Origin of the sequence: Streptomyces sp. 2131.1 (assembly GCF_900105515.1) — a bacterium.
Lineage (GTDB): Bacteria > Actinomycetota > Actinomycetes > Streptomycetales > Streptomycetaceae > Streptomyces > Streptomyces drozdowiczii.
Genome location: NZ_FNSY01000001.1, coordinates 996690 through 1011686, shown reverse-complemented (window position 1 = coordinate 1011686; position 14997 = coordinate 996690). Strand labels below are relative to the sequence as shown.

At 73.0% G+C, this 14997-nt stretch carries 15 protein-coding genes; 13 read left to right on the top strand and 2 right to left on the bottom strand.

Annotation, left to right across the window (positions count from 1 at the left end; genetic code table 11):
* Window positions 1-31: 31 nt before the first annotated feature.
* The 6 genes from BLW14_RS04600 (at window position 32) to BLW14_RS04575 (ending at window position 6898) form a co-directional block, all read left to right on the top strand.
* Complete coding sequence (locus BLW14_RS04600) at window positions 32-634, top strand: TetR/AcrR family transcriptional regulator (protein ID WP_093704577.1); 603 nt, start codon at window positions 32-34, stop codon at window positions 632-634.
* 182 nt (window positions 635-816) lie between these two features.
* The gene (locus tag BLW14_RS04595; protein WP_093704575.1) at window positions 817-1740 is read left to right on the top strand and encodes a TauD/TfdA dioxygenase family protein; all 924 of its coding nucleotides are present in this window, start codon (window positions 817-819) and stop codon (window positions 1738-1740) included.
* Between the two features lie 31 nt (window positions 1741-1771).
* Complete coding sequence (locus BLW14_RS04590) at window positions 1772-3073, top strand: MFS transporter (RefSeq protein WP_093704573.1); 1302 nt, start codon at window positions 1772-1774, stop codon at window positions 3071-3073.
* 32 nt (window positions 3074-3105) lie between these two features.
* A complete protein-coding gene (locus tag BLW14_RS04585) occupies window positions 3106-4818 on the top strand; it encodes an aldehyde dehydrogenase family protein (RefSeq protein ID WP_093704571.1) in 1713 nt (570 codons plus the stop codon).
* A gap of 92 nt (window positions 4819-4910) precedes the next feature.
* Window positions 4911-6401, top strand: a complete 1491-nt coding sequence (locus BLW14_RS04580; protein ID WP_093704569.1) for an AlkA N-terminal domain-containing protein — start codon at window positions 4911-4913, stop codon at window positions 6399-6401.
* Complete coding sequence (locus BLW14_RS04575; RefSeq protein ID WP_093704567.1) at window positions 6398-6898, top strand: methylated-DNA--[protein]-cysteine S-methyltransferase; 501 nt, start codon at window positions 6398-6400, stop codon at window positions 6896-6898. Before BLW14_RS04580 ends, BLW14_RS04575 begins: the two co-directional genes overlap by 4 nt.
* Window positions 6899-6971: 73 nt before the next feature.
* Here BLW14_RS04575 and BLW14_RS04570 read toward each other — a convergent pair whose 3' ends face one another.
* A complete protein-coding gene (locus BLW14_RS04570) occupies window positions 6972-7556 on the bottom strand; it encodes a TMEM165/GDT1 family protein (protein WP_093704565.1) in 585 nt (194 codons plus the stop codon).
* Between the two features lie 324 nt (window positions 7557-7880).
* Between BLW14_RS04570 and BLW14_RS04565 the strand changes: the two genes are divergently transcribed.
* On the top strand, window positions 7881-8081 hold the full coding sequence (locus tag BLW14_RS04565) for a DUF2191 domain-containing protein (protein WP_093704563.1): 201 nt from the start codon (window positions 7881-7883) through the stop codon (window positions 8079-8081).
* A gap of 19 nt (window positions 8082-8100) precedes the next feature.
* On the opposite strand, the gene BLW14_RS04560 is transcribed toward BLW14_RS04565, so the two are convergent.
* The gene (locus BLW14_RS04560) at window positions 8101-8592 is read right to left on the bottom strand and encodes an NUDIX domain-containing protein (RefSeq protein WP_093704561.1); all 492 of its coding nucleotides are present in this window, start codon (window positions 8590-8592) and stop codon (window positions 8101-8103) included.
* A 126-nt stretch (window positions 8593-8718) separates the two neighbouring features.
* Between BLW14_RS04560 and BLW14_RS04555 the strand changes: the two genes are divergently transcribed.
* The 6 genes from BLW14_RS04555 (at window position 8719) to BLW14_RS04530 (ending at window position 14933) form a co-directional block, all read left to right on the top strand.
* Complete coding sequence (locus BLW14_RS04555; RefSeq protein WP_093704559.1) at window positions 8719-9834, top strand: glycerate kinase; 1116 nt, start codon at window positions 8719-8721, stop codon at window positions 9832-9834.
* Between the two features lie 310 nt (window positions 9835-10144).
* Window positions 10145-10945, top strand: a complete 801-nt coding sequence (locus BLW14_RS04550; RefSeq protein WP_093704557.1) for an ABC transporter ATP-binding protein — start codon at window positions 10145-10147, stop codon at window positions 10943-10945.
* A complete protein-coding gene (locus tag BLW14_RS04545) occupies window positions 10933-11715 on the top strand; it encodes an ABC transporter ATP-binding protein (RefSeq protein ID WP_093704555.1) in 783 nt (260 codons plus the stop codon). Before BLW14_RS04550 ends, BLW14_RS04545 begins: the two co-directional genes overlap by 13 nt.
* The gene (locus BLW14_RS04540) at window positions 11712-12602 is read left to right on the top strand and encodes a branched-chain amino acid ABC transporter permease (protein WP_093704553.1); all 891 of its coding nucleotides are present in this window, start codon (window positions 11712-11714) and stop codon (window positions 12600-12602) included. The genes BLW14_RS04545 and BLW14_RS04540 overlap by 4 nt, the downstream gene beginning before the upstream one ends.
* Complete coding sequence (locus BLW14_RS04535) at window positions 12595-13686, top strand: branched-chain amino acid ABC transporter permease (protein WP_093704551.1); 1092 nt, start codon at window positions 12595-12597, stop codon at window positions 13684-13686. Before BLW14_RS04540 ends, BLW14_RS04535 begins: the two co-directional genes overlap by 8 nt.
* Window positions 13683-14933, top strand: coding sequence for an ABC transporter substrate-binding protein (locus BLW14_RS04530; RefSeq protein WP_093704549.1), 1251 nt, complete (start codon window positions 13683-13685; stop codon window positions 14931-14933). The genes BLW14_RS04535 and BLW14_RS04530 overlap by 4 nt, the downstream gene beginning before the upstream one ends.
* Window positions 14934-14997 lie beyond the last annotated feature (64 nt).

The following is a 14997-nucleotide window of genomic DNA, read 5'->3' as shown; positions in this document are numbered from 1 at the left end:
GCGGCGGGGCCCGGCCGCGTAGGGTCGGGACATGGCCGACGAACAGGTGACCAAGGCGAAGCGGGGCCCCGGCAGACCCCGCGAGGAGCGGGTCACCCGGGCCGTCCTGGAGGCCGTGGTCGAGCTGGTCACGGAGAACGGTATGGGTGCCCTGACGATGGACGCCGTCGCCGCCCGCGCCGGCGTCAGCAAACCGGCCATGTACCGGCGTTGGGCCACCAAGCAGGACCTGGTCCTGGCCGCCGCCGAGTCCCGGATCGGGCCGCTCACCGTCCCCGACATGGGTGACTTCCGGGCCGAGCTGCGCGCCGTGCTGACGGCGCGCATGGAGGCGTACCGGCAGCCGGGTGTCGCGCGGCTGCTCGCCGGGGTGATCGGATCGGCGTCGGAGGCGGGTGCCGAGCCGGGCGCGTACCGCGACTACGCGGCCCGCGTGATGAGCGAGACCCGCCACCTCCTGGAGCGCGGGGTGGCGCGCGGCGACGTCCGGGACGACGTCGACATCGCCGCCGCCGCGACGCTCGTCGCCGCCTCGCTGGTCTTCCGTATGGTCGGCGAACAGCGCCTGCCGGACCAGCGGTTGGTGGACTCCGTGGTGGACCTGATCGGCCGGGCGGTCGCCGCCCCCGCGTAACGCCCTTCGCCCGTGACCCGGCCCGCCGCCGGGCGCTTCGGCATGCCCGAAACCGCTCGGAACGGGCACCGGACGGTCCGCGAGATCCCCCGGAAATCGATGCGCCACACCCCTTGCCCCGCCGCATCCTCATATCGATACTGCTGGTTACGTAATTAGCGCACCGCCGGGAGGAAACACCCATGCAGACCGCTGTCACGAACCCGAAGCCGGTCCTCGACAAGCCGCTCATGCACTACGGGAGCCGGACCCTCGAACGGCTCGCGCCCGGCGCCGAGCCGAACACGTACCGGCAGGTCGGGATCAGCCCGCTCACCCCGCACTTCGGCGCCGTGCTCGACGGAGTCGACCTGACCCGCCCGATCACCGAGGAGCTCGCCGAGGAGCTGCGCCAGGCGCTGCTGGAGTGGAAGGTGATCTTCTTCCGCGAGCAGACCGGCTTCACCGCCGAGCACCAACTGGCCCTGTCCGGCGTCTGGGGCCCGCCGGAGCCCAACCCGTTCTTCCCGAAGACCGGCACGGCCGGCGTCTCGCGCCTCGCCAAGGACGCCAAGGCAGCCGGCAACAAGAACATCTGGCACAGCGACCACTCGTTCATGGTCAACCCGGCGCTCGGCTCCGTCCTGCGCGCCGTGGAGGTGCCCGCGGCCGGCGGCGACACGATGTGGGCGGACATGGCCGCCGCCTACGACAACCTGCCCGACGACCTGAAGGCCCGCATCGCCGAACTCACCGCCGTGCACGACTGGGCACCCAGCTGGGGCGCCCTCATGAACGACGAGCAGAAGGCCGAGTTCCGCAAGTCCTGGCCGCAGGTCGAGCACCCGGTCGTCGTCCGCCACCCGCGCAGCGGTCGCAAGACCCTGTACGTCACCGAGCCCTTCACGACCCGCATCAACGGCCTGTCCGACGCCGGGAGCCGCGAACTGCTCGACATCCTGGTCCTCCAGGCCCGCATCCCCGAGTACCAGGTCCGCTTCCACTGGGAGGCCGACTCGATCGCCATCTGGGACAACATCGCCACCCAGCACTACGCGATCAACGACTACTTCCCGCAGCGCCGGATCATGGAGCGCATCGCCATCGCCGGCGTGCCGCTCTCCTGACCCCTTCGGCCCCATCCTCTCGGGAGATCCCATGACCGCGGCACCGATCGAACGGCCCCAGCACCCCACCGAAACGGTGGCACCCGCCGGCACCCGCACCCGGGCCTGGACGGTGACCGTGCTCCTCGTGGTCTTCATGATGGTCAACTTCGCCGACAAGTCCGTACTCGGCCTCGCCGCCGACGAGATCCGTGCGGACCTGCACCTGAGTGCCACGCAGTTCGGCCTCGTCAACGGCGCGTTCTTCCTGCTCTTCTCCGTCGCCGCCGTCCTGGTCGGCCTCGCCGCCGACCGGGTCTCGCCGAAGATCCTGCTGCTCCTCATGGCGCTGCTGTGGTCCGTGGCCCAGGTCCCCGCGGCGATCGGCGGCGGCCTCGCCGTCCTCGTCGCCTCCCGGGTCTTCCTCGGCGCGGCGGAGGGCCCGGCCTTCCCCGTGGCCCAGCAGGCCACCCTCGCCTGGTTCCCGAACGACCGCCGCAACCTGCCGGGCGCCCTGATCACCCTCGGCGTCACGCTCGGCGTGATCACCTCGGCGCCCGGCCTGTCCTGGGTCATCCAGCACCACGGCTGGCGCACCGCCCTGTGGGTGCTGGCAGCCGCGGGCCTCGTATGGGCCGCAGTCTGGAAGGTGCTCGGCGCCGACGGCGGACACCGCGTGGAGACCGCCCGTACCCCCGTACGCGAGGAGGCTCCCGCCGCCCCGGTCCCGTATCGCGCGATCCTCACCAGCCGCACCTGGATCGGCGCCACCTTCGCCTACTTCACCAGCTACTGGACCGTCGCCCTGATGCTGGTCTGGCTGCCGTCCTACCTCCGCAACGCCCTCGGCCACACGGCCGACGAGGCGGGCACCGTCGTCGTGGCCCCCTGGACCATCGGCGCCGTCGTGCTGCTCGCCCAGGCCGGGGTCACCGGACGGCTCATGCGGCGGGGCGTCGGCAGCCGCCGCGCCCGGGGCTGGGTCGGCGGCACGCTGCTCGCGCTCGGCGCCCTGTGCTGCCTGGCCGTCCCGCTCGCGGACGGTTCCACCGCCAAGACGGCACTGATCGCCCTCGGCTTCGGGTTCGGCGGCTCGTACGCGGCCGTCGCGGCGACCACCGTCAGCGAACTGGCCCCGCCGACCAGGCGCGGCGGTGCGCTGGGCGTCATGAACGCGCTGGTCACCATGGCCGGGCTGGCCGCCCCGGCCGTCGTGGGCGGCCTTGTGGACGCCCGGGGCACCAGCGGCTACCAGGACGCCGTCGTGCTCTCGGGTCTTCTCCTCGTCCTCGGGGCTGCGGCATCCTTCTGGCTCATCGACCCGGCCCGCGACGCGACCCGCCCGACCCCCTGACCCCGCCCCCACCGCCCCCAAGGAGCCCGCCCGTGAGCGCCGCCCCCGCACTCGACACCAGCCCGCTCGACCTCGCCGTCTCCGAACTCCGCGCACACGCCGACGCCTGGACCGCCGCCCCGCTCGCGGAACGCGTCCGCCTCCTCGAACGGATGCTCCCGCGCATCGCCGAGACCGCGCCCGCCATGGTCGCCGACGCGGCCGCCGCCAAGGGGTACGCCGCCGACTCGGCCTGGGCCGCCGAGGACTGGGTCACCGCGCCCTGGGCCCTGGCTCAGACGGTGAGCGCCCACCTGCACGTACTGCGCAGGCTGGCCGCCGGACAGGACCCCGTCGACCCCAGGGCCGTCCGCGCCCGGGACGGACGCGTCCTCGTCGATGTCTTCCCCGCCACCGGATCGGACCGCCTCCTGCTCAACGGGTTCACCGCCGAGGTCTGGGCCCTGCCCGGCACCACCCGCGAGCAGGTGCTGGCCGACGCGGCGGGGGAGTACCGGGGCCGGCCCGGCAGCCCGGCCGTCGCTCTGGTCCTGGGCGCGGGGAACGTCCCCGCGATCACCCCGCTCGACATCCTGCACAAGCTGTACGCGGAGGGCGAGGTGGTCCTCGCCAAGATGAACCCCGTCAACGCCTACCTCCGCCCGCACTTCGAGCAGGTCTTCGCCGAGTTCATCGAGAAGGGCTGGGTGCGCTTCGCGGACGGCGGGGCCGAGACCGGCTCCTACCTCACCACCCACGACGGCATCGACACCATCCACGTCACCGGCAGCGAGCGCACCCACGACGCGATCGTCTGGGGCACCGACGAGGAGGCCGAACGGCGCAGGAGCGAGGACACCCCGCTCAACGACAAGCCGTTCACCAGCGAACTCGGCGGCGTCAGCCCCTGCATCGTCACCCCCGGCCCGTGGAGCGCGGCCGACTTCCGCTTCCAGGCCGAGCACATCGTCACCAGCAAGATGAACAACTCCGGCCACAACTGTGTCGCCAGCCAGATCCTCGTCGTCCCCCGCGAATGGGACGGCACCGAACGGCTGCTCGCCGAGATCCGCCGCGTCCTGCGCGAACTGCCACCCCGCGCCGACTACTACCCCGGCGCCGCCGACCGCCTCGACGCGGTCGTCCGCGCCCACCCGGACGCCGAGACCCACGGCGAGGCCGCCTGCCGCCTCCTGGTCCCGGACATCACGGACATGGGCGACCCGATGCTCGACACAGAGGTGTTCGCCAGCGCCCTCGGAGTCGTACGCCTGCCCGGCGCCGACGCCCCGGAATTCCTGCGCGCCGCGACGGAGTTCGCCAACGACCGGCTCCCCGGCACCCTCGGCGCGACCCTGCTGGTCCACCCCCGCACCGAACGCGCCCACCGCCGCGCGGTCGAGGAGGCGGTCGCCGGGCTGCGCTACGGCACCCTCGGCGTCAACTGCTGGTCGGCCTTCGGCTTCCTGCTCGGCTACACCCCGTGGGGCGCCTTCCCCGGGCACAGCCGCCAGGACATCGGCAGCGGCATCGGCTTCGTGCACAACGCGTTCATGCTGGAGCACGTCGAGAAGACGGTCGTACGCGCCCCCTTCGCCCCCGCCCCGCGCGGCCTCCTCACCGGCTCCCCGTCCATGTCCCCGCGCCCGCCGTACTACGTCACGAACCGCACCGGCCGTACCACCATGGAGCGGCTCACCGCCTACACGACCGACCCGAGGGCGTCCCGGCTGCCGGGGATCTTCGCCTCCGCCCTCCTCGGCTGAGCCGTACCGGGCGTCGGGCAGCCCCAGGCAGCCCGACGCCCATGTCGGATTTCCGCCAGCGTCCGGCCCCGCCCGTGGCCCATCCTTGAACCATGCACACCGACACCGAGCGCTGCGTCCGGGCGGTCCGCTCCAAGGACGCCCGCTTCGACGGCTGGTTCTTCACGGCGGTCCTGACCACCCGGATCTACTGCCGCCCGAGCTGCCCCGTCGTGCCGCCCAAGACCGAGAACATGACGTTCTACCCGAGCGCGGCCGCCTGCCAGCAGGCCGGGTTCCGGGCCTGCAAGCGGTGCCGGCCCGATACCAGCCCCGGATCGCCCGAGTGGAACGCCCGCGCCGACTCGGTGGCCCGTGCGATGCGCCTCATCCGGGACGGCGTCGTCGACCGCGAAGGCGTCCCCGGCCTCGCCGCCCGCCTTGGCTACTCGGCCCGGCAGATCGAACGCCAGCTGCTCGCCGAGCTGGGCGCCGGACCGCTCGCCCTCGCCCGTGCCCAGCGCGCCCAGACCGCCCGGGTGCTCATCGAGACCACCGCCCTGCCCATGGCCGAGGTCGCCTTCGCGGCCGGGTTCTCCTCCGTACGCACCTTCAACGACACCGTCCGCGAGGTTTTCGCCCTCGCCCCCGGCGAACTGCGCACCCGGTCCGCCCGCACCGCACCCGCGCCCGCCACCCCCGGCGTCATCACGCTGCGCCTCCCGTACCGCGCCCCGCTCAACCCCAGCAACCTCTTCGGCCACCTCGCCGCGACCGCCGTCCCCGGCGTCGAGGAGTGGCGCGACGGTGCGTACCGCCGCACCCTCGCCCTGCCGCACGGCCACGGCATCGTCGCGCTCACCCCGCGCCCCGACCACATCGCCTGCCGGCTTTCCCTCACCGACCCGCGCGACCTGACCCTCGCCATCAGCCGGTGCCGCTGGCTCCTCGACCTGGACGCCGACCCGGTCGCCGTGGACGAGCAACTGCGCACCGACCCGCTGCTCGCCCCGCTGGTCGACACGGCACCGGGCCGCCGGGTGCCGAGGACCGTCGACGGCGCCGAATTCGCCGTCCGCGCCGTGCTCGGCCAGCAGGTGTCCACCGCCGCCGCCCGCACCCACGCCGCCCGCCTGGTCACCGCCCACGGCACCCCGGTGGAAGACCCCGAGGGGGGACTCACCCACCTCTTCCCGGACCCGGAGGCGCTGGCCGGACTCGACCCCGAGCACCTGGCGCTCCCGCGCAGCCGCCGCCGCACGCTCACCACCCTCGTCCAGGCCCTCGCGGACGGCTCGCTGCGCCTCGGCCCCGACTCCGACTGGGAGCGGGCCCGCACCGAACTGGCCGCGCTGCCGGGGTTCGGCCCCTGGACCGTCGAGGTCATCGCCATGCGCGCGCTCGGCGATCCGGACGCCTTCCTCCCGACCGACCTCGGCATCCGCAGGTCCGCCCAGCAGCTCGGCCTGCCGTCCACCCCGGCCGCGCTCACGGCCCGCGCGGCGAGCTGGCGCCCCTGGCGCGCGTACGCAGTGCAGTACCTCTGGACGGTCGACGACCACCCCATCAACCACCTCCCGTCACCCCAAGGAAGTGCCCCGTGACCCGGCAGCACACCGTCGTCGACAGCCCCTACGGCCCGCTGACCCTCGTTGCCACCGACGGCGTCCTCGCCGGCCTCTACATGACCGGCCAGCGCCACCGGCCCCCGGAGGGGACCTTCGGCGAGCCCGACCCCCGCCCGTTCCCCGAGGTGGTCCGCCAGCTCGACGCCTACTTCGCCGGCGAACTCCGCGACTTCGACCTGCCGTTGCGCCTGGACGGCACGCCGTTCCAGCGGAGTGTCTGGGAACAGCTGCGGCTCATCCCGTACGGCGAGACCCGCTCGTACGGCGAACTCGCCCAGAACCTCGGCAAGCCCGGCGCCTCCCGGGCGGTGGGGCTGGCCAACGGCAAGAACCCGGTCGGCATCATCGTGCCCTGCCACCGCGTGATCGGGGCGTCGGGAGGCCTTACCGGCTACGGCGGCGGCCTGGACCGGAAGCAGCGCCTGCTGGCGTTCGAGAACGGTACGGGGGAGAGCGCGCCGGCGCTGTTCTGAGGCCGTACGGCGAAGGGCCCCGCACACACGCGTGTGTGTGCGGGGCCCTTCGCCGTACGGCAAGCCTCGCCGGTCAGCCGGTGAAGATCTCGGTCACCGTCCAGATCGCCAGACCCAGCATGCAGAGCCCGCCGATCCGCTGGACGGTCTTCAGCGGTACGCGCTTCGCGATGAACCGGCCGGCCAGCAGCGCAAGCGCCGACACGGACATCAGGGCGGCGGCGGAACCGATCGCGGTCGACCAGGCGCCGTTGCTCGCCGCCAGGTTTGCCGTCGTGATCTGTGTGAGGTCGCCCCACTCGCTGATGAACACCGCCATGAAGGCCGTCGAGTACACCGGCCAGAACCCGGTCACCGTCTTCGGGCCCGCCTCGTCGTCCTCGTCGTCACCGCCCCCGCGCAGCAGCATGAAGGCGCCGAACGCGAAGAGGGAGGCCGAGACGAGTTTGACGATCCAGTCGGGCAGCAGACCGAGCAGCCCGCCCGCCCCCACCGCGATGGCGACATGCACGATGAACGCGGAGGAGGTGCCGAACCAGACATAGAGCGGCCGCATGCGCGTGCCCATCGCGAGCGACGCGAACATCGTCTTGTCCGGGAGTTCGGCGAGGAAGATCAGCCCGAAAGCGGTGATGATCGCCAGGGGGTCGAGATGCATTCCGGGTGGCTTTCTGTACGAGCCGGGCCCCGGATCTCCGCGAAGTGCCGCTCGGGCGTTTCGGAGGACCACTCGGCCCGGCATGACGGCACCGCCCACAGGGCGTGGGCGTGTCATACCTGACCGAAGGTCTCGCCCACCCGTGATGATCCACGAGCCCGGCCACCGGGAACCCAAGGGCTCCAGTGTGTCGACGACCGGTTTGCGGGGCTACTCCCCTTCGCAGCCGTCGATGCTACCTCACCCGGTCGGCCGCCGCCGCGCGAGCAGGAACGCCTGCGGAGTGCGCTCCTTCGGATCGGGGAGCGGTGCTACCGTCCCGCCATGGCGAAGGTGGCGATCAGCCTCGACGCGGAACTCGTCGTCGAAGTGATGGTGCTCGCGGGGGCCGGTAACCCGCAGGACGCGGTCGAACTCGTCGTGCGCGACTACATCGCGCGCGGCCACCGCACCGAGGCGCGGACAGCGGCGCGCGAGGAGACCGTGCGCGGGGAAACGGCCAGGCCACCGGAAACCCAGGGCTGACCGGGCCGGGGCCCGCGCCTCAGCCGACGGGCCGCCCGTCCTCCAGCTCCACGGCACCCGTGCCGGAGTCCAGCACCTCCAGCGCCGCGTGCATCCGCCAGGCGCGCGACCCCTTCAGATGCTGGTCGATCTCCGCCGGCTCGACCAGCTTCCAGGACAGGAGCTCCGACTCCTGGAGCCGGATCGCCTTCAGCTGCTCCTCGTCCAGGACCCCGCCGTCGTACACGTACGCCACGATCGGCGGCCGGTCGCTGCCGCGCGCCCAGTCGACGACGAGGAGCCGGCCGGGCTCGATGTCGAGCCCGATCTCCTCCAGTGACTCGCGCCGCGCACCCTGCCGAGGGCTCTCCCCGTCCGCCGACTCGACCGTCCCGCCGGGCAGCGTCCACCCCTCCCGGTAGTTCGGCTCGACCAGCAGCACCCGGCCGCCCGCGTCCCGGAAGACACAGGCGGCACCGACGAGGACCTTGGGAAGACCGGCGATGTACGTGGCGTAGTCAGTAGTGGTCACACGGTCAGCCTAGGCGCACTTTGATCGATCAGACCATGGGCACGGAGGGGGTGCGGCGGATAGGGTCGGGGCGGCGCGACTGCCTGTTCGAATGCAAAGGGAATCATGGTGACGGACGGAGCAGTGATGGAGACCGCACGCGTGCTCGTCGCGGCGGACAAGTTCAAGGGCTCGCTCACGGCCGTGCAGGTCGCGGAGCGGGTGACGGCCGGGCTGCGGCGCGTCGTCCCCGGTGTACGGGTGGAGACCCTGCCGGTCGCGGACGGCGGCGACGGCACGGTGGCGGCGGCGGTGGCCGCCGGCTTCGAGCGCCGCGAGGCGCGGGTGACCGGGCCGCTGGGCGACCCCGTCACCGCCGCGTACGCGGTGCGCGGGACCACCGCGGTGGTCGAGATGGCCGAGGCGTCCGGCCTCCAGCACCTGCCCGACGGGGTCTTCGCGCCGCTCACCGCCACCACGTACGGCTCCGGCGAGCTCCTCCTCGCCGCGGCCGACGCGGGGGCGCGGACCATCGTCTTCGGCGTCGGCGGCAGCGCGACCACGGACGGCGGCGCCGGCATGCTCGCCGCGCTAGGCGCGCGCTTCCTGGACGCGGACGGCAAGCCGGTCGGCCCCGGCGGCGGCGGCCTCGCGGACCTCGCCGAGGCGGACCTCTCCGGCCTCGACCCCCGACTCGCGGGCATCGACCTGGTCCTCGCCAGCGATGTCGACAACCCGCTGACCGGCCCGAAGGGCGCGCCCGAGGTCTACGGCCGCCAGAAGGGCGCCACCGAGGCCGACATCGCGGTGCTCGACGCGGCACTGGCGCACTACGCCTCGCTCCTCGGCCCCGAGCAGGCCGGACTCCCCGGCGCCGGTGCGGCGGGCGGCATCGGCTACGGCGCACTCGTCGCCCTCGGCGCGCGCTTCCGCCCCGGGATCGAGGTCATGCTCGACGTCCTGGGCTTCGCGCCCGCGCTGGAGCGGGCGACGTTCGTCATCACCGGCGAGGGCTCCCTCGACGCGCAGACCCTGCACGGCAAGGCGCCGGCGGGGGTCGCGGCGGCGGCGCGGGCCGCGGGCGTGGAGGTCGTCGCGGTGTGCGGGCGCCTCGCGCTGTCGCCGGAGGCGCTGGAGGGGGCGGGGATCCGGCGGGCGTACGCGCTGCTGGACCTGGAGCCGGATCCTGCGGTGTGCATGGCGGAGGCGGGGCCGTTGCTTGAGCGCGCGGCGGAGTCGATCGCGCGCGACTTTCTGGCCTGAGGCTTTCCCCTGCCCGCCCCTTCCCGTAACTGGGGCTCCGCCCCAGACCCCGCGGCTCAATCGCCGGCGAGGCTCGTTCTTCAGCCCCTCCGGCGATTGAGGAGCGGAGGTCCGGGGGCGGAGCCCCCGGTTACGGGAAGGGGCGGGTAGGGGACAACGCCCGCCGCGGGCGCCGCCGGCCTGTGCGCCCGCACAACCCCGCCCCCCACCCCCGTGGCACCCGCACCGCTTCCCCCCACCCCCATGGACGCCCCCCTCCCACCCCTGCTGACCTGTGGCGACACAGACACGCGGAAGGAGGAGGACACCCATGCCGACGCTGGAGATCCGCGCACTCTCCGCCGCCTACGGCCCGGTCCGTTCACTGCGGGACATCGACCTCGACGTCCCGCCGGGCGCGATCACCGCCGTACTCGGCGGCAACGGGGCCGGCAAGACCACGCTGCTGCGCGCGCTGTCGCGGACCCTGCGCTTCCACGGGGGCACCGCCACCGGCACCGTCCGGTTCGACGGGCACCCACTGGAGCGGCTGCGGCCCGACCGGATCGTGGCCGCCGGGATCGTCCAGGTACCCGAGGGCCGACAGGTGTTCGCCCGGATGACGGTGGCGGACAACCTGAGGGCGGGAGCCCTCGGCGCCCCCGGAGGCCGAAGGGCGGCGGCCGAGGCGCTGGACCGCGTGCACGAGCTGTTCCCGGTCCTGGCCCGCCGCGCACACCAGAGCGCCGGGCTGCTGTCCGGCGGGGAGCAGCAGATGCTGGCCATGGGGCGCGCCCTGATGGCCCGGCCCCGGCTGCTCCTGCTCGACGAACCCTCCCTCGGCCTCGCGCCCCTGATGGCGCAGCGCATCGCCGACACGGTGCGGGAGATCAACGCCTCGGGCACGTCCGTCCTGCTCGTCGAGCAGAACGCGGCGATAGCCCTGCGGCTCGCGACCACGGCGTACGTCCTGGAGGTCGGCGAGGTCACCCTGCACGGACCGGCCGACGAGCTGGCCGCGTCCGACGAGGTGCGGCGCCGCTACCTGGGCGTCGTCGACGAGGCGGCCGCCGCCGACGCGGACCGGGCGGCGGGCACCGCCGTACGCGCCCTGAGCAGGTGGTCCGCGTGACCGCCCCCGCCGCTCTCACCGTCCAGGACGTCACCGTCCGCTTCGCCGGCCTCACCGCCCTCGACGGCGTCTCGTTCACCGTCGAGCCGGGGAGCGTGCACGCCGTCATCGGACCCAACGGCGCCGGCAAGTCCACCACCTTCAATGTGCTGTCCGGGGTCTACCGGGCCGCCTCCGGCAGCGTCCGGCTCGGGGCGGCCGAGCTGACCGGGCGTGCCCCGCACGAGATCGCCGCGCTCGGGGTCGCCCGGACCTTCCAGAACCTCGCGCTGCCCCCGTACGCGACCGTCGCCGACACCCTCATGCTCGGCCGCCACCGGCTCACCCGGGCCGGGTTCCTGGCGAGCGGCCTGCGGCTGCCGTCCGCCGTCCGCGAGGCCCGCGTCCACCGCGAACGGGTGCGCGAGATCGCCGAGTTCATCGGTCTGGAAGCGGAGTTGGGGCGGCCGGCGAGCTCACTCCCTTACGGGCAGCAGAAGCTCGTCGAGCTGGGACGTGCGCTGTGCATGGAGCCGCAGGTGCTCCTGCTGGACGAGCCCGTCGCCGGGATGACCGCCGACGAACGGCGGCGCACGGCGGCCGTCGTGGCCGGGGTCCGCGACGGCCTCGGGATCTCCATTGTGCTCGTCGAGCACGACATGGGCGTGGTGATGCGGCTCGCCGACGCCGTGACCGTACTCGACTTCGGCCGCAGGATCGCCGACGGCACCCCCGCCCACATCCAGAACGATCCCGCCGTCGTCCAGGCATACCTAGGGGCACCGCAGTGACCACCTTCATCGAACTCCTCCTCGGCGGCCTGTCGATCGGAGCGGTATACGCCCTGATCGCACTCGGGTTCGTCGTCATCTTCAAGGCCACCGAGGTCGTCAACTTCGCACATGCTTCCCTGCTGTTGGCGGGCGGTTACGTCACCGCCGTGCTCCATGACGACATCGGCTTCTGGCCCGCGCTCGCCGCCGGGATCGCGGGCGCGGCGGCGGTCGGGTCGGCCGTCGAGTTCCTGGTGATCCGCCGCTACCGGGGAAGCGACCACAGCGTCCTGGCCATCGTCACCATCGGCGTCGACATCCTGCTGACCACCGAACTCACCCGCCGCATGGGCACGGAGGTGTTCTCGCTCGGCGACCCGTGGGGCGACCGGGTCCTCACTGTCGGCGGTGTCACACTCGCCCAGACCCGGGTCGCGGCGTTCGTCGCCGCCGCCCTCCTGATCACCGTGTTCCTGCTGGCGTTCCGCTTCACCTCCTGGGGCGTCTCGATGCGCGCGGCGGCCGAGAACCCGCGGACCGCGGCCCTGATGGGGATCAGGCTCGGCCGGGTCTCGCTCGCGGCCTGGGCGATCGCCGGAGCGCTCGCCGCCGTCGCGGCGCTGTTCCTCACCGTGTTTCCCACCCCGGGCCTGGAACGGGCCACCTCGCTCGCCGCGCTCAAGGCGTTCCCGGCCGCCATCCTCGGCGGCCTCGACTCGACGACCGGCGCCCTGGCGGGCGGACTGATCGTCGGGGTCACCGAGTCGCTCGCCACGGGCTACCAGAGCGACCTGTCGTTCCTCGGCCGGGGCATCGGCGACCTGGCCCCCTACCTGGTGATGGTGATCGTGCTGCTCATCCGCCCCGCCGGACTCCTCGGCACGAAGGAGCCCGCCCGTGTCTGAGACCACCACCGCGTTCGCCCCTGCCCTCACCGCCCGGCTGCGCCATCCCCGTACCTGGACCTGGGCGGCGGGAGCGGTGCTGCTGCTCGCCCTCCCCTTCTACCTGGACCGCTTCTGGCTCCAGGCCGGGCTGTTCGCGATGGCCGCGGCGATCGGTGCCATCGGGCTCAACCTGCTGACCGGCGCCACCGGCCAGCTCTCCATGGGGCACGCCTTCTTCCTCGCCGTGGGCGCGTACGGCTACTGCGTACTGGCGGGGGAGAGCGGTACGGAGAACGGGCACAGCCTGTCCGGGCTCGGCCTGCCCAGCGGGCTCGCCGCCGTCCTCGCCGTGCTGCTCGCCGGGGCCGCGGGAGGGTTGTTCAGCCCCATCGCGGGCCGCCTGCGGGGCGCGTACCTCGGCATCGCAACCCTGGCGCTGATCTTCATCGGCCAGCACGTGCTGTTCAACGCCTCCTCGCTCACCGGCGGTTACAACGGCCGCTCCGTGCCGCCGCTCTCGCTGTTCGGCCTCACCTTCGACGACACCGAGGTGATGGTCGCCGCGGTGCCGTTCCAGTCCTCCGAGAAGCTCTGGTACGCGGCCCTGGCCGCCCTGCTCCTGAGCGGGCTGTTCGCCCGTGGGGTGCTGCGCGGGCGGCCGGGCCGGGCGCTGAACGCCATCCGGGACCACCGCATCGCGGCCGGTGTGATGGGTGTGCCGGTGGCGCACTACCGGGCGGGCGTCTTCGTCCTGTCCTCGATGTACGCCGGACTGGCCGGGGTGCTCCTGGCCCTGGTCTTCCAGCGGACGGTGCCCGAGTACTTCGGCATGGTCCTGTCCCTCGAATACCTCGCCATGATCGTGATCGGCGGGCTCGGCACCGTGGCGGGGGCGGTCGTCGGCGCGGCCTTCGTCTCGCTGCTGCCCCAACTCCTCACCCACTACAGCGATTCCCTGCCCCTGGTCGCGGCTCCCGGCACCGGCGGCCTGGCACCGGGCGAGGCTTCGCGCTACCTGTACGGCGCCGCGGTGGTCGCGGCGGTCCTGTTCCTGCCCGGCGGCCTGACACGTCCGACGAAGAACTCAGGGGAGAAGAAATGAAACTGCGTGTGCTCGGGGCCGTGTGCGCGGCCCTCGCCCTCACCCTCGTGGGATGCAGCGAGAAAGCCAAGTCCTCCGACGCCGGGGACGAGGGCAAGGGCGGTGTGAAGACCGGCCGGGGCGTCACCGACACGGTGATCACCCTCGGCGCGCTCACCGACATGACCGGCGTCTACGCCTCACTCGGCAAGAGCGTCACCCAGGCCCAGCAGCTCTGGGTGAAGCAGACCAACGCCGCCGGCGGCATCTGCGACCGCAAGGTCGAGCTGACCGTCCGCGACCACGGCTACGACCCGCAGAAGGCGGTCGCCGGCTACACCGAGCTGGAGCCGAAGGTGCTGGGCTTCGTCCAGTTCATCGGCTCCCCGTTCGTCGCGGCGGTCGAGCAGCGCATCGACGGCAAGGACAAGGGACTCGTCCTCCCGCAGGCATGGTCGGCGAACCTTCTCGGCAGCCCGTACGTACGCGTCATCGGCGCCACGTACGACGTCGAGACGATCAACGCGATCGACTACCTGCTCGCGGAGAAGCGCATCGCCAAGGGCGACAGGATCGGCCATGTGTACTTCGAGGGCGACTACGGCGAGAACGCGCTCGCCGGCTCGAAGTACGCGGCGCAGCAGGGGGGTCTCACCGTCGTCGAGCAGAAGATCAAGCCCACCGACAACGACATGACGGCGCAGGTGGCCGCGTTGAAGCAGGCGGGGGTGAAGGCCGTCGTCGTCAGCGCCGGCCCCCGCCAGGCCGCCTCGCTCGTCGGGGTCGCCGCCGCCACCGGATTCAAGGTCCCCGTCATCGGCAACAACTCCGCCTACGCGCCGCAGCTGTTGAAGACACAGGCGGGTCCGGCGCTGATGAAGGACTACTACGTCGCCGCGTCCACCCTGCCGATCGGCGACCCGGGCGCGGGCCCGGCGAAGCTCGCGAAGGAGTACGCCGCCGCCTACCCCGAGGACGGCCTCGACAACGGCGTCATCGCCGGGTACACGGCGGCCGACCTCTACGGGGAGGCGCTGAAGAAGGCGTGCGCGGCGAAGGACCTCACGCGTGAGGGCGTCGACAAGGCGCTGCTGACCATCACCGACTTCGGCAGCGACTTCGGGATGTCGCACGACTTCTCCGACCCGGCGGCGCCCTCCACCCGGCAGAGCGTGATCATGAAGCCGGACGACAAGGTCCCGGGCGGCCTGAAGGTGGTCCGGCCCGCCGAGGTGGCGTCCGCCGCGAAGTCCTACACCCTCAAGTAACCCTCCCCGCGGAAAAACAGACGACGGGCGGCACGCATCGCGCGCGCCGCCCGTCGGTGCTGCG